The 23,801-nt window shown below is 36.6% G+C and carries 15 protein-coding genes and 2 tRNA genes; 8 read left to right on the top strand and 9 right to left on the bottom strand.

From position 1 onward, the window contains the following. Positions 1 to 166 precede the first annotated feature (166 nt). Positions 167 to 1,174, top strand: coding sequence for an NAD(P)H-dependent glycerol-3-phosphate dehydrogenase (gene gpsA, locus ACFIKY_RS01625; protein ID WP_375635441.1), 1,008 nt, complete (start codon positions 167 to 169; stop codon positions 1,172 to 1,174). Positions 1,175 to 1,740: 566 nt separating this feature from the next. On the opposite strand, the gene ACFIKY_RS01620 is transcribed toward gpsA, so the two are convergent. The 4 genes from ACFIKY_RS01620 to fabA form a co-directional block, all read right to left on the bottom strand. Beyond that, entirely contained in the window at positions 1,741 to 1,890 is a 150-nt protein-coding gene (locus ACFIKY_RS01620) for a hypothetical protein (RefSeq protein WP_375635472.1), read from the bottom strand. A 1,166-nt stretch (positions 1,891 to 3,056) separates the two neighbouring features. Beyond that, the gene (gene fabI / locus ACFIKY_RS01615) at positions 3,057 to 3,875 is read right to left on the bottom strand and encodes an enoyl-ACP reductase FabI (RefSeq protein WP_375635442.1); all 819 of its coding nucleotides are present in this window, start codon (positions 3,873 to 3,875) and stop codon (positions 3,057 to 3,059) included. A gap of 47 nt (positions 3,876 to 3,922) precedes the next feature. Continuing rightward, positions 3,923 to 5,143 carry a beta-ketoacyl-ACP synthase I gene (gene fabB, locus ACFIKY_RS01610; RefSeq protein WP_375635443.1) on the bottom strand — a complete coding sequence of 407 codons (1,221 nt, stop codon included), beginning with the start codon at positions 5,141 to 5,143 and terminating at the stop codon, positions 3,923 to 3,925. A 57-nt stretch (positions 5,144 to 5,200) separates the two neighbouring features. Then, positions 5,201 to 5,710, bottom strand: coding sequence for a 3-hydroxyacyl-[acyl-carrier-protein] dehydratase FabA (fabA, locus tag ACFIKY_RS01605; RefSeq protein ID WP_012754549.1), 510 nt, complete (start codon positions 5,708 to 5,710; stop codon positions 5,201 to 5,203). A 231-nt stretch (positions 5,711 to 5,941) separates the two neighbouring features. Here fabA and irrA point away from each other — a divergent pair, with 231 nt between their 5' ends. Continuing rightward, positions 5,942 to 6,475, top strand: coding sequence for an iron response transcriptional regulator IrrA (irrA, locus tag ACFIKY_RS01600; RefSeq protein ID WP_375635444.1), 534 nt, complete (start codon positions 5,942 to 5,944; stop codon positions 6,473 to 6,475). Between the two features lie 46 nt (positions 6,476 to 6,521). Here the strand turns inward: irrA and ACFIKY_RS01595 are convergent, their stop codons facing one another. The 4 genes from ACFIKY_RS01595 to ACFIKY_RS01580 all read right to left on the bottom strand — a co-directional run bounded on the left by ACFIKY_RS01595 (position 6,522) and on the right by ACFIKY_RS01580 (position 11,551). Next, positions 6,522 to 7,082, bottom strand: a complete 561-nt coding sequence (locus tag ACFIKY_RS01595; RefSeq protein ID WP_026500127.1) for an SH3 domain-containing protein — start codon at positions 7,080 to 7,082, stop codon at positions 6,522 to 6,524. 1,620 nt (positions 7,083 to 8,702) lie between these two features. Then, entirely contained in the window at positions 8,703 to 8,936 is a 234-nt protein-coding gene (rpsU, locus tag ACFIKY_RS01590; protein WP_012754552.1) for a 30S ribosomal protein S21, read from the bottom strand. Between the two features lie 185 nt (positions 8,937 to 9,121). Next, positions 9,122 to 10,795, bottom strand: coding sequence for a formate--tetrahydrofolate ligase (locus ACFIKY_RS01585; RefSeq protein WP_375635445.1), 1,674 nt, complete (start codon positions 10,793 to 10,795; stop codon positions 9,122 to 9,124). A 679-nt stretch (positions 10,796 to 11,474) separates the two neighbouring features. Then, a tRNA-Arg gene (locus ACFIKY_RS01580) sits at positions 11,475 to 11,551 on the bottom strand. 368 nt (positions 11,552 to 11,919) lie between these two features. Between ACFIKY_RS01580 and ACFIKY_RS01575 the strand changes: the two genes are divergently transcribed. From ACFIKY_RS01575 to pgi, 3 genes are all read left to right on the top strand, one after another. Beyond that, positions 11,920 to 13,059: an efflux RND transporter periplasmic adaptor subunit gene (locus tag ACFIKY_RS01575; protein WP_375652597.1), complete on the top strand. Its 1,140-nt coding sequence runs from the start codon at positions 11,920 to 11,922 to the stop codon at positions 13,057 to 13,059. Further along, entirely contained in the window at positions 13,056 to 16,190 is a 3,135-nt protein-coding gene (locus ACFIKY_RS01570) for an efflux RND transporter permease subunit (RefSeq protein WP_375635447.1), read from the top strand. Before ACFIKY_RS01575 ends, ACFIKY_RS01570 begins: the two co-directional genes overlap by 4 nt. 189 nt (positions 16,191 to 16,379) lie before the next feature. Next, positions 16,380 to 18,044, top strand: coding sequence for a glucose-6-phosphate isomerase (gene pgi, locus ACFIKY_RS01565; RefSeq protein WP_375644403.1), 1,665 nt, complete (start codon positions 16,380 to 16,382; stop codon positions 18,042 to 18,044). Positions 18,045 to 18,359: 315 nt separating this feature from the next. On the opposite strand, the gene ACFIKY_RS01560 is transcribed toward pgi, so the two are convergent. Continuing rightward, a tRNA-Ser gene (locus ACFIKY_RS01560) sits at positions 18,360 to 18,449 on the bottom strand. A 285-nt stretch (positions 18,450 to 18,734) separates the two neighbouring features. Between ACFIKY_RS01560 and rplU the strand changes: the two genes are divergently transcribed. The 3 genes from rplU (at position 18,735) to ptsP (ending at position 23,440) form a co-directional block, all read left to right on the top strand. After that, positions 18,735 to 19,214 (top strand): 50S ribosomal protein L21, encoded by a 480-nt coding sequence (gene rplU / locus ACFIKY_RS01555; RefSeq protein ID WP_375661317.1) that lies wholly within the window; start codon positions 18,735 to 18,737, stop codon positions 19,212 to 19,214. A gap of 12 nt (positions 19,215 to 19,226) precedes the next feature. Beyond that, positions 19,227 to 19,496, top strand: a complete 270-nt coding sequence (gene rpmA / locus ACFIKY_RS01550; protein WP_375661316.1) for a 50S ribosomal protein L27 — start codon at positions 19,227 to 19,229, stop codon at positions 19,494 to 19,496. A 1,412-nt stretch (positions 19,497 to 20,908) separates the two neighbouring features. After that, positions 20,909 to 23,440 carry a phosphoenolpyruvate--protein phosphotransferase gene (gene ptsP, locus ACFIKY_RS01545; protein WP_375661315.1) on the top strand — a complete coding sequence of 844 codons (2,532 nt, stop codon included), beginning with the start codon at positions 20,909 to 20,911 and terminating at the stop codon, positions 23,438 to 23,440. Positions 23,441 to 23,801: the final 361 nt, after the last annotated feature.

Here is a 23,801-nt window from a genome sequence, read left to right as displayed (position 1 = left end):
AAGAAAGAGAATGTGAGAAACAAGTTTTTATGCTGTGTGAGATAAGAGCTACGAAGCGGTAACGTTTTTATAATTTACAGAATTTATATTAAAGATAGCATTAAAGTTATTTGTGATAATAATATGCACTTGAAATCAAAAGTTTAGAGAATAATCAGAAAACTTAATGAAAACCGCTGCAATGACAATTATTGGTGCTGGTTCTTTTGGTACTGCATTAGCGATTGCTCTTGCCCGTAATGGTCATAATGTTTTACTTTGGGGATATAATCCTCAACATATCAAAGAATTACAGGAACAACGTTGTAATCAAGTATATTTACCCGATATTCAATTTCCTGAAAATTTATTACTTGAAGCTTCGCTTGAAACTGCAATAGCAGCAAGTCACAATATATTAATCGCTGTTCCAAGCCATGTATTTCATCAAGTTTTGTATAATATTCAGCCTTATTTAGATCAGCATTCACGCGTTATTTGGGCAACAAAAGGTTTAGAACATGGTACCGGACGTTTCTTACAAGAGGTTGCTCGTGAGATTTTAGGTGAAAAAATTCCTTTAGCAGTTTTTTCTGGACCAACTTTTGCTCAAGAACTAGCTATTGGTTGGCCTACTGCAATGACGATAGCAGCTTCTGATGTTGAGTTTGGTAAAGAATTACAGCAATTTTTTCATTGTGACAAAAGTTTTAGAGTTTATAAAAGTTCAGACATGATTGGTGTTCAATTAGGGGGAGCAGTCAAAAATGTTATTGCTATTGGTGCAGGAATATCAGACGGTATGGGGTTTGGGGCAAATGCACGAATAGCTCTCATCACACGAGGACTAGCTGAAATCAGTCGTTTAGGGGGGGCTATGGGTGCTGAGCTTTCCACATTTATGGGAATGACAGGCTTAGGTGATCTGGTTTTGACATGTACTGATAATCAGTCGCGTAATCGTCGTTTTGGAATACTTCTTGGTAAAGGAATAGATATAAAAGAAGCGGAAAAACAAATTGGTCAGGTTGTGGAAGGGTACTTAAATACCAAGGAAGTACATACGTTGGCGCAACGTATTGGGGTAGAAATGCCCATTGTAGAACAAATTTATCAAATTCTCTATTGTGGTAAAAACATAACTGAAGCGGCGCACACATTACTAAGCCGTACTCTCAAGGATGAAATACAATGATATCCTGTTTTTTAATAATTCCAATCGTAAAAAAATAGAAACATGCTATGAAGACATATAAAATAGATTGTATTGATGGTTGTATAAGACAGTCATATTCTAGCAAATTATAGATTCATATCATTCGATTATTTATGAAACATGGCTGAAATATAAAAGTTTTGGCTTTTGTCTAAGAGCTATCTCTTTGAAAATAAATTATCGTTTCCACTTACACATGTTTATGTAATGTAATGAACAAGATATTTTGATTTTCTCTTAAATTCATCTCACAATGATATTTGCAAACAGAATAATACAAGACTCATTAGGTGGAAGCATTTTTTTTATGTAACGTATAAGCTAAAAATATCATTGCTATTATCCAATTTTCAATATTATTTGCTGCGTGTAACAGCGTTTATATCTCGATAGAGGCAGGGATATTGTGTGTTTCTGTTTGTGTAATTCGTTAAAACAAGAAGACAATCTAATTTGGGAAGAAGATGAAATTTTAAAGATAAAAACCAGTTCCCATCTCTACCATCATTTTTAAATTCAGTTTTACGCTATCTAAAGCATATCTTTTAAATAATGGAGATTACCTCACACCTTGATGTGTCAGGTAAAATAGAACGCCCAAAACAAAACACTATTGCTGTTGTATATTCACGCGCTTGTTTTAAAGAGACCTCTCTTAAAACTCCCAAGCTCAATTCGCGACGGTGACCGTGAATAGTGTAACGATAAAGCCATTGTGCACATCCTCATCTTTACGTTTATGAAGGAGGAAGCCGAGCATCATCACACATCCTACCAGCCCCCAATGTTGAGACAGCTCTTGGCACTTGAGGCTGTTCAGTAGAGATGTTTACGCCTTTATTTTCTCACATGACAATTCTTTTTTTATATGCAAGAAATGACTTTTGGAATTATAAATTTGAAAATCTAAAATTGAAAAAATGTTATTGTACTTGTTTATGGCTGTCATTTAAACTGAAAAAATAATGTGATTATAAAGATAAAAAATTGATTTATATGAATAATTCATTTTATTTTTGTATTGAATTAATTAAAAATATGTGTTTGCTTGTCACAAGCGGGTTAGTATGTGGATAAAAATTATTAAAAATACTTCTAATGAATCATCTCAAGTATCAAGGGGTGTTTCAACATTAGAACATGGCAAGTAAAATGATAGTGTCGGTTTGTCATTTGTATAGACATTAAAATGGTGGAGAAAAAAGGATTTATGTACTTCACGGGGATTTTATCTGTTCTACAGATACCATTGTGAAATGGAATTGCGTGTATTGAGGGATATCTTTTAAAAAAATGCATGAAGGAGCAACAGCCGTAGTGTTTTTGAGCGTTCTGTTTTACCTGATATATCAGAGAAATGCTTTCATTAAAGAACGAGAAAAATAAAGGTGTGAGGTAAAGCGTAATCTCCATTATTAAAAAAATATTGATGTGGATGCTTTTAAAACTGTAAAGCCTCATTAAAGAATAATAGTAAGATTAATGATTGATTTCTTTACGCCTTCATATTCTTCCTAAATTAGATTGTCTTTGCGTTTCAAGAATAAATAAAACGGTAGGCAATATTTTTTTCAATCTGGTATACAAAAGCTGAAGCTAAGGATTTTAATAATCCTCTAATCTCTGTTTCAAACTGCGATGGCATGAGGGCTGAGGATTGATTTGTAAGCAACAGCAAAAGCGTATGCTTTAGTAAGGTAAATAACGTCATAAAATACAAAATTTTTCAACCATGGATTGAAGAAATATTCGGATTTTTATAAAATACTTTGCAAAACAAGGCATCTGGTTTTGTATTATACTTATTCTTATAAAGACCTGCACACGTGCCTTACGTCATATTTTCTAAGTGCGATAATTTTTATTCTTCTTGAGTATCGTCACTTTTTTTCAGTTCTTCAAGTATTGGCATAGACATGATGTTATAGCCTGAATCAACATAATGGATTTCACCTGTAACACCTGATGATAAGTCAGAGAGTAGATAAAGAGCAGATTTTCCAATTTCATGAATATTTACGGTACGACGTAATGGGGCATTACGGCGTTGATGTGAAAATATTGCACGTGCAGCTGCAATGCCATTACCTGCTAAAGTTCTAACAGGACCAGCGGAAATCGCATTGACACGGATATTTTGAGGACCAAAGTCTGCTGCTAAATAACGTACCATAGCTTCTAAAGCTGCTTTAGCAACACCCATGATGTTATAATTAGGCACAACTTGCTGTGAAGCACCATAGGTAAGAGTTAAAAGTGTTCCTCCATTGGGCATAAGCTTACCCGCGCGTTGGGCAATTTCAGTAAAGGAATACGCTGAAATAACCATCGTGCGTTGAAAGTTTTCACGTGTTGTAACATCAACGTAACGCCCTTTTAGCTGAGTTTTATCTGAAAAACCAATGGCATGGACAATAAAATCAATTGTTTTCCATTCTTTTTCAAGTTGCCCAAAGACGTAGTCAATATTTTCAATATTTTCAACATCACACTCTAGCACTAATTTGCAGCCAAGTTTATCTGCTAGAGGTTGAACACGTTTTCCAAAAGCATTTCCTTGATAAGTCAATGCTAATTCAGCTCCTGCTTGTGCGAGCTGACAGGCAATGCCCCAAGCAATTGAATGGTCATTTGCAATTCCCATAATAAGGCCACGTTTGCCCTCCATCAAACCTTTCATATTATTCTCCGTAGACCGTACTTTTTTCAATTACTAAGAACTTTTGTTTATTCATAGCGTTGGAAAACAAGCGTTGCATTGGTACCGCCAAAGCCAAAAGTATTTGACAATACGGTATTAAGTTGTTGATGATCGCGTCGTTTACGAACAATTGGCATATCGGCAAAAGCTGGATCAAGTTCTTCAATATGAGCACTTTCACAAATAAAATTATGCTTCATCATTAACAGTGTGTAGATTGCTTCCTGAACACCAGCTGCACCCAAGGAATGACCAGTCAGAGATTTTGTGGCGGAAATTGGTGGGCATTGATCACCTGCTCCGAAGATACGGCGGATCGCTTCTATTTCAGGGGGATCACCAACAGGTGTTGCTGTTGCATGGGGATTGATATAATCAATCTTATTTTTGACGGTCGCAAGTGCCATGCGCATGCACCGCTCTGCTCCCTCACCTGATGGAGAGACCATATCGTGTCCATCGGATGTAGCGCCATAACCAACAATTTCTCCATAGATTTTTGCACCACGTGCTTTAGCGACTTCTAGTTCTTCAAGAACCAAAACGCCAGCGCCACCAGCAATAACAAATCCATCACGATTAGTGTCATAAGCACGCGAAGCTTTTTCTGGTACATCATTATATCTGCTGGACATAGCACCCATAGCATCGAATAAAACAGATAATGTCCAATCCAGATCTTCGCAACCACCAGCAAAAATGCGATCTTGTTTTCCATATTGTATTGTTTCATAAGCATTGCCGATACAATGATTGGATGTAGCACACGCGGAAGAGATTGAATAGTTTACGCCTTTAATTTTAAAAAAAGTTGCAAGTGTTGCGGATGCCGTAGAACTCATCACTTTAGGCACAACAAAAGGACCGATGCGTTTTGGACCTTTTTGGCGTGTAATATCAGCAGCCTCAACGATTGACTGAGTTGAAGCACCTCCAGAACCCATAATAATACCCGTGTGTTCATTCGATACTTCATGCGGTTCTAGACCCGCATCAGCAATTGCCTGATCCATAGCGATGTGATTCCATGCTGTTCCACGCCCATGAAAACGTAGAGCACGTCGATCTACGAGTTCTTCTATATTAATATCGGGTTTGCCGTAAACTCTGCTACGAAAGCCTAATTCGGCATATTGAGGCGCGTAAGAAATTCCGGATTTTGCTTCACGTAAACTGGTTAAAACAGCTTCAGGTCCATTTCCAATCGCGGAGACAATTCCCATTCCGGTTACAACAACTCGACGCATTCATACCTCCTCGTTCCATACAGAATAGTGAAAAGTTCTTTCTGACGGAAATAACGTTCAATCTTCTTTGAATAAAGCAACGCGTAAATCATTCGCCTTATAAATAGTCTCTCCATCTGCTTTTAGCCACCCATCAGCTATTCCTAAGACTAAATTTCCACGTCGAATACGCTTAAAATCTATTTCATATTCAAGAATTTTGGTTTGTGGAGTTACCATCCCTGATAACTTTACTTCACCTGTTGATATCGCTCTTCCTTTTCCTGGTTCGCCTAGCCAACCAAGAAAAAAGCCTGTTAATTGCCACATACCGTCTAGTCCGAGACATCCCGGCATGACGGGATCGCCTATAAAGTGACAATTAAAGAACCACAGGTCTGGTGTAATGTCAAATTCGGCGCGAACCATTCCTTTATCGTATTTACCATCAGTTTCACTAATTTGAGTGATTCGATGAATCATCAACATTGGCGGTGCTGGCAATTGCGCATTACCTCTACCAAACATTTCGCCGCGAGCGCAGCTTAGAAGCTCTTCATAAGTGTAGCGAGACTTTTGTTCAGCCATTGTTACTCCATTTATTTGCATATATCTTTATTTCTGCGCTTTTCCCAACCTACTTTTAGAGCAAATTTCAAAGAGAGGGAAATGATTTTATATCATTTTTAATGACAAAAGCCCTTTTTTATGTATTCTACACAGGTAATTATTTAAAAATGGAATACAAGATTACACCATACTATTCCCATTTTTTTGTATTTTGATCTTATTTAGCAGGAATATATTTGGGTTTGTAATATGTCAGTAAGTGCAGACGACTTAGATATGAATGAAGAACAACAGTTCACAAAAGAGTGTGGAAAATTCACAAAAGAGTGTGGAAAAATTGTGCAATATTATTCCATTTCTATGTTAGAAAAACGTTTGCGTCAAAATGGTCTGCGTCCAACACGTCAGCGGTTGGAGCTTGCACATATGATTTTTTCTCAAGGAAATCGTCATATTACTGCTGAAGAGCTCTATGAGGAAGCGGGGAGGGCAGGTGTACCTGTATCTTTAGCAACGGTTTATAATACGCTTCATCAATTTACGGAAGCGGGATTGTTACGGATTATTGCCGTAGAAGGCTCAAAAACTTGGTTTGATACCAATACCTCTGATCACTACCATTTTTATATAGAAGGCGAAAATCGTATTCTTGATATTCCTTACAATTTGGAAGAAGCTCCCATTATTAGAAATTTGCCTAAGCCACCAGAAGGTATGGAAGTTTCACATGTTGATTTGATCGTACGATTGAAACCCAAAAATCAATCTTGTGATAGGCAGTGAGGATATTCAATGAGGAATAAAAGTTAAACTTGATAAGTTTGAGTATTCACCAACCTTTTACTTTTTCATCAGGATAGATTCCCCATAACTGGGGTTGCTGAAGCCATCCGCGCGTATTATTAATGTTTAGTTCGCACCATTGTCCATCACATTGGCGGATATTACCAATGACATTAGGTTCTACTTCCGCCACAAGTTCTGCGTTGTCGGTGGGGTTTTTTCGTAGCATCAGCCTTTTTGTTTTATCTTTTTGCCATGGAATAGTTATAGCAGTTCGCTTTCCCGATAAAAGCGATTGATACACCCACCCCTCATCGCCTTCTGCATCACGAATTTTGCGCCATTGATCATATTCTTGAATGATTTCAATAGGCAAGCCCTTCTTTTTGTAGGTAAAAATGATAGAATAGTTGCTTCCTGGTCCGACGCGTACATTAACGCTGGTGGGTTTAATCGAAGCAAATCGCGGAAGTGGTAAACCGCTGGGCCCTAAATTTTGATTAAATGTTTGTGCGTGCAACAAATGAGGTGAACCCAATACAATGACTGTTGCTATTAAGATACATGATGCGAGTATTGAAACGCGAAACCAACGAGAATTTTGCACACTGAACTCCTTTATTTCGTCATATATTGGAAATTTAAAATCTGAAAGATAAGACTAGAAACTGATAAAAATTATGACATATCGCTCGTTAAAGAGATCTAAACAATGAAAAAATTGTTACGAGAATAGCAAAATAAGGAAAACAAAAGTTTGTATTTTTTAGTGCTTATCTTGTTTATGAGGGGATAAATATAAATAAACACTGGACTTTTATGTAGCTGTACGCGTGATAAAACAGTAAAGTATACTGGGAGCATAGCATTTTTTGTACAGGAAATTAGGGCTAAAGTATTGCATCTCTTTTCTGAGTTTGTTTCTCGAAGTAAAAGTACATGTATGCATATTATGAACAAAGAGCTGTTCAGTAAAGGGGTTATCATGTGGCTTGAAAAGAAGTTTTGAATGGACAAAATAATACGATGAATAAAACATTTAAGCTTAAAAATATGAGCAAAATTATGGAGTAGATTGATATATGAAGGGCTGATTTTAACAGGACAGTTTTTCGTGATAATCCATTTTATAAAATTTGCTATACTATAATCTTATGTCATGATAATGCTTATCCGTATGGCAGATAAGCTGGATTCATCATACCATTTACCAGCTCTCAATGTTATGCAGTTCTTATTATTTATGGCGTTCATAAGAAGCATTTTTATTTTTTTCTTAAATAGCTTTTATTCTATTTGCATACTAACCCTGCTTATGATGTACAAGAAAATAATCTTGATTTATTCAATATAAGAAGGTGTTGAGAAACTTCACGTTATTCAGAATTATTACTTAATATGAAAAACGATTACTTATAACGATAAATCAATGCGTTAAAAACTTTAACTCGTTATTTAAATTGTAAAAATATTTCCATCAAAAATGGTAATAAAAGGTACATTCATTCATCCATATTAAAATACAGTGTTTTCTCTGTTTATTGTCAATTTTCTTTTTCTCTAACTCAGTATAGAAGAAAGTTGAATGAAATAGAGGAGCTTATTCAATACACTTATGGGGGGCATTACATAAGTGATGAATAGAAGAAATTTATCAAGAAAAAAGAATCTGTAGTGCCGTGGTTGAAATTCGTCATCGTTTAGAGAGACAGAGTCAAGAGATATAAAAAGTTATGGAATTATATCGTTTTGTTACATAACTGAAGGGAAAGAGGATTATGCATTTGATATCATATTTTTACACACAATCGCATATTGCGATAGTTATTTTTGTTTTGCAATCTGACCTAGGATGTTCGAAAGATGTAGAATATTTAATGACAAAAAAAGAAAATCATCATGAAATTTGTACATAAAGAAACAGTTATTTAAGAGATATCCGGAAGGAGAAAAATTATAGCGAAAAGTGATAATAAAACACCTTACACTCAATTCACATAAGAATAAGTCGCTTAAATATCTAAAGCGTAGTTTGTTATCTGTTTTTTGAAATATAAGAGTGAAAAAAACACCCCTATGACAGAAACCTTATTATTTTCAGATAACTAACATATTAGATAACATTGTACACAAAAAACCGTACACAAGCAATTTATTGCAATCGCCTATGAAGATAAAATTTTCTGGAAGCTTATTATCTACTACTTATGCAATTACATAAAGTATATTACTTTACCGCAACAGTTCGTCCGTTACTAACAAAACCTTCTCTTTGCGCACGCTTACGAGCAAGCTTACGTGTACGACGAATAGCCTCAGCTTTTTCACGAGCACGCTTCTCAGATGGCTTTTCATAATAACTACGCATTTTCATTTCACGGAAGATACCTTCACGCTGCATCTTTTTTTTCAACGCACGGAGCGCTTGGTCAACATTATTATCACGAACGAGTACTTGCACTATCTATCCTGCTTTTTTCAGTGTCATAAATGATAGGAAAAACCTACATCCTTTTAAAGGCATATCCAAAAGGACAAGCACCTATATCATATAAATAAGACATTTGTCTATATGCTTTTTAAAATTCTATTCTTTTTGCAATAAAACGCTTTTTATAATGAATGATAGAATTTACGGTTATAAATTTATGAAAGTCCTTGTATTTGATCATTTTCGTCAAGATGAATTTTTTCAGCCGTGGGATAATGGGGTAGTCCCGGCATGGTCATAACATCTCCACAAATGACAACAATAAAGCCAGCTCCTGCGGAGAGACGAACTTCACGTACGGGAATTTCAAAATCAACAGGAGCACCATATTGCTTGGGATCAGAAGAAAAAGAATAAGGTGTTTTTGCCATACAAATAGGGTAGGCACCAAAACCTTCTTTTTCCCAAGATTCAAGTTGTTTGAGAATAGGGGCTGGGATGATGGCGCCACGCCCACCGTATAGCTTTGTTATAATACAATTAATTTTTTGAACGAGTGGAATATTATCTTGATATAAAACTTTAAAATGAGAATGTTTTTCTTCAATCAAGGTAACGAGTTCTTGTGCAAGTTCTATAGCGCCTTTTCCACCTTGTTCCCAATGCTTACAGATAATAGCTTTGTGTCCAGTTGTTGCAACTATTTTTTGTAATGTTTTTATTTCAGCATCGCTATCGCTGTCAAAATGATTGATAGCCACAACACAAGGAATACCGTAGTGCTCCATATTCTTTATATGTCGTAAAAGATTGGCTGTTCCTTTTTCTAAAGCGGTGATATTTTCTTCTGTCAGGTTATTTTTATCTACACCACCATTCATTTTTAATGCACGAATAGTTGCGACGATTACTGTAGCATTTGGTACAATACCTGCTTGCCTACATTTGATATTGAAGAACTTTTCTGCTCCAAGATCTGCTCCAAACCCTGCTTCTGTGACAACATAATCAGCAAGTTTTAAAGCAGTTTTTGTTGCTATAACTGAATTGCAACCATGAGCAATGTTGGCAAAAGGTCCTCCATGAACGAGAACAGGGTTATTTTCAATTGTCTGTACGAGGTTGGGTTGTATAGCATCTTTGAGAAGAACTGCCATTGCACCTTCTGCATTGAGATCAGAAACGGTGATGGGCGTTTTATCATAACGATAAGCAACAATAATTTTTTTGAGTCTTTGTGTAAGGTTTTCTAAATTTTCAGAGAGACAAAGAAGTGCCATAATTTCTGACGCAACAGTAATATCAAAACCTGTTTGGCGTGGAAAACCATTTGTTATGCCCCCTAATGAAATAACAATATCGCGCAATGCACGGTCATTCATATCAAGAACGCGTTTCCAAACAATGCGACGTGGATCAATGTTTAGAGTATTTCCCCAATAAAGATGATTATCTATCATTGCGGCAAGAAGATTATGAGCAGCTGTAATAGCATGAAAATCACCGGTAAAATGTAAATTAAGGTCATCCATTGGAACGACTTGTGCATAACCACCACCAGCAGCACCACCTTTTACACCAAAACAGGGACCCAAAGACGGCTCTCTCAAGGTAGCTATTGTTTTTTTACCAATAAGATTAAGAGCATCACTTAGTCCAACTGTTGTTGTTGTTTTGCCTTCTCCGGCAGGTGTGGGATTGATAGCTGTGACGAGGATAAGTTTACCATCTGGATTTTTATCAAGCGATTTTATGTATTCAGAAGAAATTTTAGCTTTATCATGGCCATAGGGAATGAGATTTTCATGTGAGATACCAATTTTTTTTGCAATTTCAATAATATGCTGCTTTTTAGCAGTGCGAGCAATTTCAATATCTGTTTTAGGCATGGAAAAATTCTTTAAACTTAGCTTTTATTAATGTTCGAGATCTGTACCCCATGGATTAATTAGAAGAATTCATAGAGAACAGAAAGTGTTAGGATATCATAGAAGTCGATGATATGCTATGCAAGAGATAATGCTAAAGAAGCACGAGAAGAGTTTCATTGTTTTTTAGGAAAAAGAGTTTCTTTGCTTTTAAGCAGTAAAAATATGTTTAATTCAATTAAAAATATCTCGAAAAGAAGCTTTGGTTTGCAACAAAATGCTAATGATATTAATGGATACCATAAGTGTTTTATGGCGGCACATCTGAAGTCCCTATTAAGATGGGATTGCTAGGAATAAAATATCCAGAAACATCTAGTTATGGAAAAATTAGAAATAAGCACGCAAAAAATTATCTAACTGATTAAAGAGTATAATCCGGAAGAGACTAAAAACAAGCGCATAGATCGAAAAAAGAAAACAACACACGCTGCTTATGCAATCGTTATGATTATTAGCTAATAAAAGCACCTTGGAGCTGAATTGAAGGACTCATAACATCTTATTCTAGCAAAATGGCTAAAGAAACGACTCACAACAGAATGAAGTAACAAAATACAAAAAACAAAGATAGGCAAAAATAAATCACAAAATAAAGAATTTAAAGAGCCTGAATTTATAAGAAGATATTATTGATAGATGGCGCACCCGAAGAGATTCGAACTCCTGACCCCCAGATTCGTAGTCTGGTGCTCTATCCAGCTGAGCTACGGGTGCATACATTTCAGTTTTTTACATTATCTATGACAAAGGGTTCCTAATCGTTTCATTAAAGAAATGCAAGTGAAACTTGGATAGTAATAAAAAAAACTCTCTTTTTTATGAGATATTTTAAAAAAGGATATAATATATTATGGTTTCAGTTGGTTTTGATATAATCATTTTTTGTTGTGACTGTACAAAGCAATATGAACGATAGTTAACTTGACGTTTTAATCTATGAAAGATAGTCAAGCAAAGATGAGATGTGTTTTTTGCGGTGGGGGGTAAGATATATATACACCCGCTGTTTGGTTTTTGTGTAAAACACCGATATTACTGTTGAAAACTATTTCAGATGAACATGACACAGCAAGGGTGGATGTATGGCGTTATTAAAAAAGAGCTTTCCGTTGGTGTTTTTAATCGTCGTTTTAACGGTTACTTATTGGGCTGGAAAAAAGAGTGCAGAACAACCCATTTCTATGGTGGATAAAACAAGAGTATCGTATAAAGCTTCAAAGGAAAAAATGGGAAGACCACCGGCGAATGTTGTCGTTGATCTTGTAAAAGTTCAAGATTTTTATGAACAACTTAACGTTCTTGGGAGTGGAAAAGCTCTTGCAGAAGTCGATCTTACCCCTTTATCCTCAGGTGTTATTGATAAGCTTTTTGTATCAGCTGGTACAAAAGTACAAGTCGATGATGTGATTGCAAAGCTTGATTCTAAAAAAGAGGAAATAGCGGCTGCAAAAGCAAAAGTACAACGTGATAATAATGCATTAACGCTTTCGCGCATTCTTAAATTACGCGCCAGCAATACAGCAACGGAAGTTCAAGAAATTACAGCACGTTTAGAGTTGGATAACGCAAATTTAGTGTTGCGTAATGCTGAATTAGATCTCGATCGGCGAACAATTCGTGCACCGATTCCTGGAGTTGTTGGTATTTTGCCCGTTGATGTGGGGAATAACGTGACCCTTAATACCGTAATAGGGCGTATTGAGAATAGAGAACGTATTTTGGTCGATATATGGGCCCCTGAACGATATGTGTCGCGCATTCATAAAGGAGATGAGGTAACGGCAACATTAACTGCGCAGCCAGATAAATCTTTTGTTGGTCATATTTATGCGATTGATAATATTGTTGATCCAGAAAGTCGCACGCTTCATGCTCAGGTTGAAATCAATAATGAAAAAGATACGCTCATGTCTGGTATGTCCTTTTCTGTTGTATTGCAATTTCATGGTGGTTCTTTTCCTGTCGTTAATCCTCTTGCGGTTCAATGGAATAGTAAAGGGTCATTCGTTTGGCGTGTGAGAGAAGGAAAAGTAGAGTCTATTCCCGTATCAATTATTCAGCATAAAGCGGATCAGGTTTTCGTGAAAGCTTCCCTAGAAAAGGGTGATCAAGTTGTCATTCAAGGGGTGCAAATGCTTTATCCAGGAAGTAAAGTAACTATTGATGATCCAAAGTCCCACCAACAGCAATTATCAGCGGTTTATGGAACGGATATACAATGAGCCAAGAATTGAGCACAAAACAGCCTATGTCAAAGGTGGAGCAAGGTGGTCTCATTGCCTTATTTATTCGCAGACCGGTTTTTACTTTTGTTTTAAATGCTATGATCATCATTGCAGGATTTGCAGCATGGTTGAATGTTGATGTAAGAGAATTACCCGATGTTGATACTCCAGTAACAACGATTGTGACGATGTTTTCTGGTGCGTCAGCAGAAACCATTGATCGTGAAGTAACAAAAGTTATAGAAGATGCTGTTTCTCGTGTTTCAGGTGTTAAGACAATTTCTTCAACATCTTCTTTTGGACGCTCTCGTGTGCAGATTAATTTTAATGTCGGTGTTGATTTGAATGTAGCGGCATCTGATATTCGTGATGCTCTGTCTCGTATTGCTTATTCTTTACCAAAAAATGCAGATACCCCTCTGATCATTAAAGCAGATTCGAATGCTGCTGCCATGATGTATTTGGTTGTGACGTCACCAACAATGAGTATTGATGATTTAACAACGATTGTAAATGATCAGATTGTTGATGCAATTTCTGCTGTTGATGGTGTTGGTGATGTACAGGTTGATAGTGCTCGCACAAAGATTTTTCAGATTGATATAGATCAAGCAAAACTTGCAAGTTATGGATTAACTGTAGCAGATATTTCACGTGTTCTTGCTGATATGACAACGGATGTGCCAGTAGGATCATTACGCAATTCTAAGCAAACTTTAGTTGTCCGTGCCACTGCACGTCTAACAACACCAGAATCTTTTGAACAAGTTGTTTTAAAGCCTCATGTGCATCTTGGCGATGTTGCGCATGTTACTTTATCGCCGGATATAGAAACGGTTATTCTTCGTATCAATGGAAAGACAGGTATTGGATTAGGTATCGTGCGGAAAGCACAATCCAACACGCTTAATATTTCTCAAGGTGTAAGAGCCGTTGTTGATAATCTCAAAAGTATTGTTCCTTCTTCTGTACATATAGACGTTATTAATGACGATGCAATTTTTATTAAAAGTGCCCTTCATGAGGTTGAGGTTGCGTTGGTCATTGCTATTTTGAGCGTTATTTTAGTCATTTTTCTTTTTCTCAGAGACATTCGTGTAACACTGATACCTGCTTTATCTCTTCCTGTTGCCTTAATTGGTACCATTGCAGCTATTTATCTTGTGGGATTTTCATTAAATATTCTCACATTTTTAGGACTTGTTTTAGCAACAGGGCTTGTTGTGGATGATGCCATTGTTGTTCTGGAAAATATTGTTCGATGGCGCAATATGGGGTTAGGTTCCAGAGCTGCAGCGGTGTTAGGAACACGTGAAGTTTTTTTTGCTGTTGTCGCAACAACATTGACTTTAGTGGCTGTATTTGTTCCTATTTCCTTTCTTCCTGGGCAAGTTGGAGCGCTTTTTAGAGAATTTGGTTTTGTTTTGGCAATTTCTATTTTGCTTTCTTCAATTGTTGCCTTAACGCTTTGTCCCATGTTGGCTTCACGTTTTCTCAAAGAACATATTGAGGAGAAAGAAGAAAAGTCCCATCATTTTACTTTTTTATATAAATTAGGTACTTTTCTTCATAAGGCATATACTTACAGTTTGCATCAGTGTTTAGAAAAGCCTTGGTCTGTTATTTTTGCTTCACTTATTTTTGCGGGTCTTTGTGTCGGAGGCTATATGAAGCTGAAACAGGAATTAACTCCAGCAGAAGACAGAGCTCTTATCTTTTTGGTTATTAATGGACCACAAGGTATTTCAACACAATATTTGAACGAACAGGTAGAGCAAATTGAAGCAAGTCTACAGCCATTACGTGATGCAGGGGAGATTGCTAACAGTTACTCTATTGCGGGTATTGGTGGTTCACCCAATACTGCTTTTTTGGTTTTATTGCTTTCATCTTGGGATGAACGTTCACGTAGTCAGCAAGAAATTGTGAAGGATGTTAATGCAAAGGTTAGACAGTTTCCCGCAGTTTTTGTGTTTGCTGCGGAGGGAAATTCTCTAGGTGTGAGAGGAACTGGGCAAGGATTACAATTTGCAATTCTTGGCAACGATTATGCAACACTACAACCCATTGCTGATAAGCTGGTGAGTGCTTTACAAGATGATCCGCGTTTTATTCGACCACGTCTTACTGTTGATGCAACACAACCACAATTTTTTATTGAAATCAATCGAAAAAAAGCCTCCGATTTAGGGATTGATATCACCAATTTGGGCGATACATTACAAGCAATGTTGGATGGTAAAAAGATTGGTTCCATTAACGTGGATGATCATTCTTACGATGTTAAATTGATATCGCGTAAAAATTCTATGAAGAGTCCCAGTGATTTAGAAAATATTTTCTTAAAGACTAAAGACAATCGATATGTTCCTTTATCGGTTATTGCGCATTTACATGAAAAAGCTATCGCTCCCCAATTAAAACGGGAAAAACGCATGAGCGCTGTTATTTTAAGCGCAAATCTTGCTCCAGGTATCGCTTTAGGGGAAGCTTATCAAACTGTACAGAAAATTGCTTCTCCTTTGTTATCAAAAGGAATCTACGTGGTTCCCTTAGGAGAAGCTGAAACGCTTAATGAAACATCTTCCAATTTTATGATTGTTTTTGGCATTGCTTTTTTGATTATTTTATTGATTTTGGCTGCCCAGTTTGAAAGCTTTATTTCAGGATTCATTATCATGGCTACGGTCCCATTAGGGATTGGTTGTGCTGTAATTGCTATGCTATTAAGTGGTGTGAGTCTTAATATTTACAGCCAAATTGGACTAATTTTGTTAATTGGCGTTATGGCAAAAAATGGTATTCTCATTGTTGAATTTGCAGATCAATTACGAGATCAGGGAAGAAGCGTGCGTGAAGCCGTAGAAGAAGCAGCAAATATTCGACTTCGTCCAGTTTGTATGACAATGATTTGTGCCATTTTAGGAGGTATTCCTTTGGTTTTAGCCAAAGGTGCTGGCGCAGAAGCTCGTATAGCTTTAGGTTGGGTTATCGTTGGTGGCTTAGGTTTAGCAACTATTTTTACGCTTTATGTCACACCGGTTGTTTATCTTTTTTTGGGGCGTTTTATAAGACCAAAAGCAGAAGAAGATTTACGCTTAACAAAAGAACTCAATCAAGTTAAATGATGTATCTGATAGAAAAGGTTTGAAAGTTTATTCCTGTAAAAATATCATTTTCGGATCTTATCCTTTTATTTTGTATATTCCTTCATTTTTATGTGAGCAGTGAAAATAGCGAGCAATAAAGGAGACGCTTTCTGCTTTGTTATGGTTTGGGCATAGATTTCATTATCAATAACCGTATAGGATAAGCTTATGGGAGATAGCTTTTCGATTCGAAATGAAAAGGCTTTTGAAGCCACATTAAAAGCTTTAAGAAACCATGCCGCAAAGGATGGGGTCTATGATATTCGTCGACATTTTGTAGAAGATGAACAGCGTTTTTCCCATTTTTCCCTCAGACTTGATGATCTTCTTTTTGATTTTTCAAAATGTGGTGTGACATTTAAAACATTGCAACTTCTAGATGATTTAGCTGTCGCAGCAGATGTGTTAGGCCGGCGTGATGCAATGTTTTCTGGTAAGGCGATTAATACAACTGAAAAACGCTCAGTTCTTCATATTGCGTTACGTTTACCTGCTGATGAAATTTTCATGTTGGATGGTCATAATCTTATTCGCGATATTCAAGACGTCCTTGAAGATATGGAAAGATTTTCTGAAAAGGTACGTGATGGCAGTTATAAGGGAAACAGCGGCGAGAGAATAAGTGATATTGTCAATATTGGTATTGGTGGTTCTGATCTTGGTCCTGAAATGGTCACATATGCTTTAAAACCTTATCATGATGGTCCACAGTGTCATTTTGTTTCTAATGCTGACAGTGCCCATATTTCTGATACTCTCTCTATTTTGAATCCAGCAACAACGCTGTTTGTCATTGCTTCTAAAACTTTTACAACGGCTGAAACAATGGTAAATGCTCAAGTTGCACGTCAGTGGATCTGTTCACATTTAGGAGAAGAAGCCGTTGGTACGCATTTTGTTGCTGTTTCAAGTGCGCTTGATAAAGTGGCAGAATTTGGCATAGATTCCACAAGAGTTTTTAAATTTTGGAATTGGGTTGGAGGGCGTTATTCAATTTGGTCAGCCATTGGACTTGTTGTTATGTTTGCAATAGGTGGTGAAAATTTTCGCCAATTTCTCAACGGTGCATTGCAAATGGACCAACATTTTAAAACTATGCCTTTGCATAAAAATATACCTATTCGTTTTGCTCTTTTAGGATTCTGGCATCGTGTTATTTGTGGTTATTCATCACGTTCTATCATTCCTTATGCACAGCGTTTAATACATTTTCCAGCTTATTTACAACAGCTTGATATGGAATCAAATGGTAAGCAAGTCTCGCTGGATGGAAAACCATTAAGTTTTTCAAGTGGTCCGATTGTTTGGGGGGATTCAGGAACAAATAGTCAACATGCTTTTTTTCAGCTTCTGCATCAAGGAACAGATATTATTCCTGTAGAATTTATTTTATTTATAAAAGGGCATGAGCAAAATTTACATTCTATGTATGAGATGTTGCTAGCAAACGGTTTAGCACAATCAAAAGCATTGATGAAGGGGCGTAGTATTGAAGATGCTCGGCATATCTTGATAAAAAATGGAGTTGATGAGGGTGAAGCAGATCATTTAGCACTTCATAGAAGTTTTAAAGGAAACCGTCCCAGCATTACGTTGGTTCAAGATTTATTAACACCTTTTTCACTCGGTCGTCTTATTGCGCTTTATGAACATCGCATTTTTGTTGAAGGGATTTTAATGAATATTAATTCATTTGATCAATGGGGGGTTGAACTTGGTAAAGAATTAGCAAATGAGTTACTACCAATTCTTCGTGGAGAAAGTCAAGCGGATAATCGCGATAGTTCAACATTAGGGTTGCTAGCACATATTCAAGAAAGACGTGCAAAATAAATATAATTTGACAGCAGATTTTGTACTAACTAAGCAAAAGTAGAATGAGAGAGAAATATGAGATAATTCTTTGATTTTACTATGCATTCTCTTATTATCTGAACTATATTTATGTAACAGAAAACCAAAAAGTGAAAAAATTGTAATAATGAGAATTTATTCGCACAAACGATAAAGAGCTTTGAAAAGTCTTGAAGATCTTTTGAAAAATGGATTGATACAAAACCTGCTGACAAACTACACTAGGTAAAAATATACAGAATCCACCGGCAAGCTACGATTAAAGACATTTTAATAATATCGCTTTATAAACTTTGGCGGAGAGAGAGGGATTTGAACCCCCGATAGAGTTGCCCCTATGCCGCATTTCGAGTGCGGTGCTTTCAACCACTCAGCCATCTCTCCATAATAAAGTGAAACAAAAATCGGCACTATTTGAGTGTATAAGGGGTAGATAACCTTCAATTGTTTTTGGTACAACCTTTTTTTCTTTTTTATGGGACTTTATTGACAGAGAATAGAAATTCCTTCATATATACGGAACATGAGCGTGGGGAAATCTGCGCATATTTGTGTTGAAGAAGGTTTTATCCTTCTTTAAAATCTATTACGACTGATAAAAAGCAGCCTATTTTCCCTTATTTCAAGGCAGAAATTAAATAAGAGCTGGAGTGAACGGAAGGATAAAAAATGTTCGCAGTCATTAAAACTGGTGGTAAGCAATACCGCATTGTTGCTAATCAAGTGGTGAAAGTTGAAAAAGTTAGTGGAAATGCGGGTGATGTTGTTGAATTCAATGATATATTGATGGTTGGGCAAGAAGGTAATGCGGTTATTGGTACCCCTGTCGTTGCTGATGCATTGGTGACAGCTGAGATTGTAGAACAGGCACGTGGGCGCAAGGTTATCGCATTTAAGAAGCGCCGTCGTCAAAATTCTAAACGCACGCGGGGTCATCGTCAAGAATTTACGAAGCTTCGTGTTTTAGAAATTTTAATGGGTGGTTCAAAAACTAAAAAAGCAGCTGCAAAGCCGATAAAAGAAGAGGCAACTGCACCAAAAGAAACAAAAGATGCTGCTTCTGTTGAGAAGACGGCTAAAAAAACAGCTGAAAAAAAGACTGCGTCACAGAAGAAAGCGTCTGTAGCATCAAAGAGTAAGAAAGATTAAAGGAGAGCGTCTATGGCACATAAAAAAGCTGGTGGTTCCTCGCGTAATGGTCGCGATTCAGAATCGAAACGTCTAGGCGTTAAAAAATTTGGTGGTGAGACCGTTATTGCTGGAAATATTATTATTCGCCAGCGTGGTACACGTTGGCATCCTGGCAACAATGTCGGCATTGGAAAAGACCATACGCTTTTTGCATTATCAAATGGAAAGGTTTCTTTTCAACGCAAAGCGGGTGATCGTTCCTATGTTTCAGTCATTCCTATGGTGGAGGTAGCAGAGTAATCTGTAACACTCTCTAGCAATCAACGGGATTCCATTGAATTGTAGTTGTGGTTTTATAAGTATTAAAAGGGAAAGATAGAATTTCATCTTTCCCTTTTTGTTTTGGTACTATAATAAATGTAGAAGATGTACGAAAAAGGTGGAATTGGGGAAATGACTTTTCTCAATGAGGGGAGGAACTTGTGCGGTGTTATGTTAGTATTTAGTACTGAACGTATTGATATTATGATAGAATTTGTTGATAAATTTCTGTATAATAATAGTAAGGAGAGACTTTCTTTTTATGCATGAAGAAGTGTTTAGTAATTTCTTTATAAGAGAAGCAGTTTGTTTTCAGGAAATTATGAGAAATTTAATGAAAGCATTATTTATGTAATCATTTTGATAAAGATGGATCTTTTTATTGGCATTGTAGTATTGATGAGTTGTCATACTGTTTTTAGGTGGTGGTGTGGATAGGTGGGGCTATTCATTTAAAAGGATATAGGGATAAAAAATCCATAAGATGGCAGTCAAAACTACTTTGAAAGTGATGTGCATTAAGGAGTTTTCGGTAAATCGAGAGTGAAATTATATTTTTAAGGAGGACGCTGTTTAAAGATATAAAAACAACCAATGTGCAATCAGCGCTCTTCAAGAATATTTTTTCTGATTTCACTATTATTGTATTGTACATTTTTGAAAATAAACAAGCATAAAAGCTGGGGTTAAGGCAATAACTGCTTTTCATTTTTTACTTTATTTATCTTATTTGTAGCGTTTTTCTTGATTTTAGTAGTTGATGATGGTGCTTGGGTGATGCTCGTACTTTGCAAATATGCGACAGAGAATATTGTGTGTTTGCGATATTGATTGAAGTAAAGGAGTATCTTAAAATACATAGATGTTATATATCAATAAGTTAGCATCATAGGATGAGCTGCACGGAATTTTAAAGATGATAAGTTGCATGGAGCAATTTATAATTATGTAATGAATTTATAAAGAGGGATAATAGGTTAAATAAACTTTGAGGAATCAGTTAAAATATTAACTGAAGTTACAGATGATTGGGAAGGATGCTTTCTTTTAGGGAGAATAATGAAAAGTTATGTTGAATAACTTGGGATAATGAGAGCGTTTTTAAAACATAGTTTTTTAGGTGATTGGTGCTGTAAAAATCGGGGTTTTGTCTTTGTAAAGTAAAAGAGTAAGAGGCAGACTTGCTTATGATGCTTTTAAGCACCTCGCTAGATGACGATATCCAATTGTATTATCGGTTATATTGAGGTATTTAAGCACCTCACTTAGCTACATTTCGTAAAATATAAAGAGAGCTGTGGTGGTATTTATAGCTTGTATTTTGGGAAATGCAGCTTTGAAAAGGAATTTATCAGAGATATTGGTGTTCAAATGTGAGGCAATTTGAATTCATGATAAGATGTGAGAAAGCAGAAGCAATGAATGTAGATTTTATCGAGAGTGAAATCTTGTCTATAAGATCTGTACAACTTGCAGCTGCTTTTGATCATAAAAATGATGCAATTTATGCTGCTGCTGAATTGCTTGTGCAGGTTGGTGCGGTTGATAAGTGTTATCTGGCAAGCATGCTCGCATGTGAAGAAACAACCAATACTTGGCTTGGAAACGGTATAGCCATTCCCCATGGTATGGCTGAAAATCGTGATTTAATTATCAAGGACGCTGTTGCTGTTATACAGGTTCCTGCTGGTGTTGAGTGGCAGGATGGCAAGAAAGCACATTTGGTTATTGCTATTGCAGCGTGTCCAGATCGCTATAGAGAAATTTGTAAAAAATTGACGTCTCTTTTATTTGATAAAAAACAGCTTGAAGTACTTGCAACAACTATGGACAAACAGCAAATTGTTACAACTTTGTTTGATCAAGATATGAAGATAGAAAAAACTTTTATTGGTGACCTTTCGGTGTGTCAGGAATGGACTTTAGATTATCCAAGTGGTCTTCATGCACGACCAGCTTCTCTTTGGGTTGATTTTGCGAAAAAGGCTCAAAATTCTATCAGAGTTCGTCATGGTCAATATGCCGTTGAAATGAAAAATTTGGTTGGTTTATTGCAATTAGGAGCAAAAAACGGTGATGTTCTGATTTTTTCTACAGATGCTGCAGAAGGAGCACAACTTCTCAATGATGCCATTGCTATTGCAAAAAAAGTGAGTATTAGTGAAAAATGCCTGATGAGAGCAATGGAATCTCAAACAAAGGCTTTTCATGGTTGGTATCCACGCTCTATGCAAAAAGGCATTTCTGGTGTTGGAGCAAGTTCAGGATTAGCATTTGGTAAGATTTTTGTTTTAAGGCAAAATGATATTTCCATAATAGACCAGCCAATTGATTTTGCAGCTGGTGCGGCATGTCTTGAAAATGCTCTTACAAAAACAAAACATAAAATGGCATCTGTGATTTCTGATATTACAGTGCGTATGGGAGCAGATTCTGCTGCGATTTTTTCTGCGCAAATGGTTTTGCTTGAAGATGAAAATTTAATAGCTCAAGCTTGTCGTTTTATAGCAGAAGGTCATGGTGTCGCTTGGTCTTGGGATAGAGCGGTTCGTCAATTTTCAGATATGTTTTTTAAGGTAGATAATCCTTTGTTAGCAGCACGTGCTGTTAATTTAGTTGATGTTGGTCGACGTGTTTTAGGTGAAATCAATCCATCCTATAGATCGTTCTTTTTAAATGATATTCCACATGGTGTAATTCTAGTTACAAATGACCTTTCTCCTTCTGATGTAGCACAACTTGATTGTACAAAGGTAAAAGGATTAGCAACAGCATGGGGAGGTCCATTATCTCATACAGCTATTTTGGCGCGTACTCTTGGTATTCCAATGGTTGTTGCTGCAGGTGGTGATATTTTAGCGATACAGTCTGATATTCAGGCTATTATTGATGGCGATAACGGGTTTATTTACCTTGATCCTACGCTTGAAGACGTTGAAGATGCTCAAAGGCATATTGATACTATTGTGCAAAAACGTGTCAGTGAAATAAGTGCGTGTAGATTACCAGCGCAAACAACAGATGGTCAAAGAATTCGTATCATGGCTAATGTCAACTACGCAAATCAGGTTCCTGTTGCGCTTGATTTGGGGGCTGAAGGTGTTGGACTCATGCGCACGGAATTTTTGTTTTTAGAGAATCCTCATATTCCGGATGAAGAGCTACAATTTAATATATATCGGGAGATGATTACAGCTGTAGGAGATAAGCCATTAATTATTCGTGCACTCGATATTGGTGGGGATAAACAGGTTACGCATTTACATTTATCTAAAGAGGACAATCCTTTTTTAGGTGTTCGAGGGACGCGGCTTTTGTTACGTCGACGTGATCTTTTGGTGCCTCAATTACGTGCTTTGTATCGAGCAGCAAAAGAAGGCGGAGATCTATGGATTGTGTTTCCGATGGTAATGTCTGTTTCAGAGATTGTTACTATAAAAAAGATTGCAGAAGAAATCCGCAATGATATTGATGCACCAAAATTAAAACTTGGTATTATGATCGAAATTCCAGCAGCCGCCATTATGGCAGATGTGTTGAGCGCCCATGTTGATTTTTTCTCAATTGGAACCAATGACCTAACACAGTATACAATGGCTGTTGATCGGCAAAACCCGTACCTTGTGTCTGAAGCTGATAGCCTTGATCCAGCAGTTTTGCGTATGATTTATCAGACTATTCAGGGAGCTTCACAACATAAGTGTTGGGTTAGCGTATGTGGTGGTATGGCTGGAGATCCTTTTGGTTCAATGATTTTGACTGGGTTGGGAATTAATGAGCTTTCTATGATATCTTGCGATATTTCTCCAGTAAAGGCGTGTTTGCAGACTCATAGTTTTGAAGATATGAAAATTTTAGCACAAAAAGCATTACAATGTGAAACTGCACGAGCTGTACGTGCTCTAAGCAAGGATATAAGGTGATAAAGAACATTAAGGGGAACGAGCTAACTCATTTTGCAGAGTAATCAGATCGTTAGTGCTGTAAAACATTATTCTTTTATACGTTACAGGGAGGAGTAGCGTGTGAAAAACACTTTAAGAAAGAATAAATGCCTTTTATACATTCTCTCAAATAGCAAGGGATGTTGCAACATTAGGGGATAAATAGCGTAATGGTACTTGGCTTGTACTTTTTATTTAAGGAAAGATGATGCTATTCAATAGATTTTATACCATTCATAGACACCGTATGAGATAGATGTGACAATCTTTTTATTCCCATTATTGTATTATACAAACCTATCCACGGAAAAAGTTTTTTCTTAAAAAGAAAGGATGTGCT

Origin of the sequence: Bartonella sp. CR127HXZ (genome assembly GCF_042194555.1) — a bacterium.
Lineage (GTDB): Bacteria > Pseudomonadota > Alphaproteobacteria > Rhizobiales > Rhizobiaceae > Bartonella > Bartonella grahamii.
Note: the sequence above shows the minus strand (reverse complement) of the source record. Positions and strands in the feature narration are given on the sequence as shown.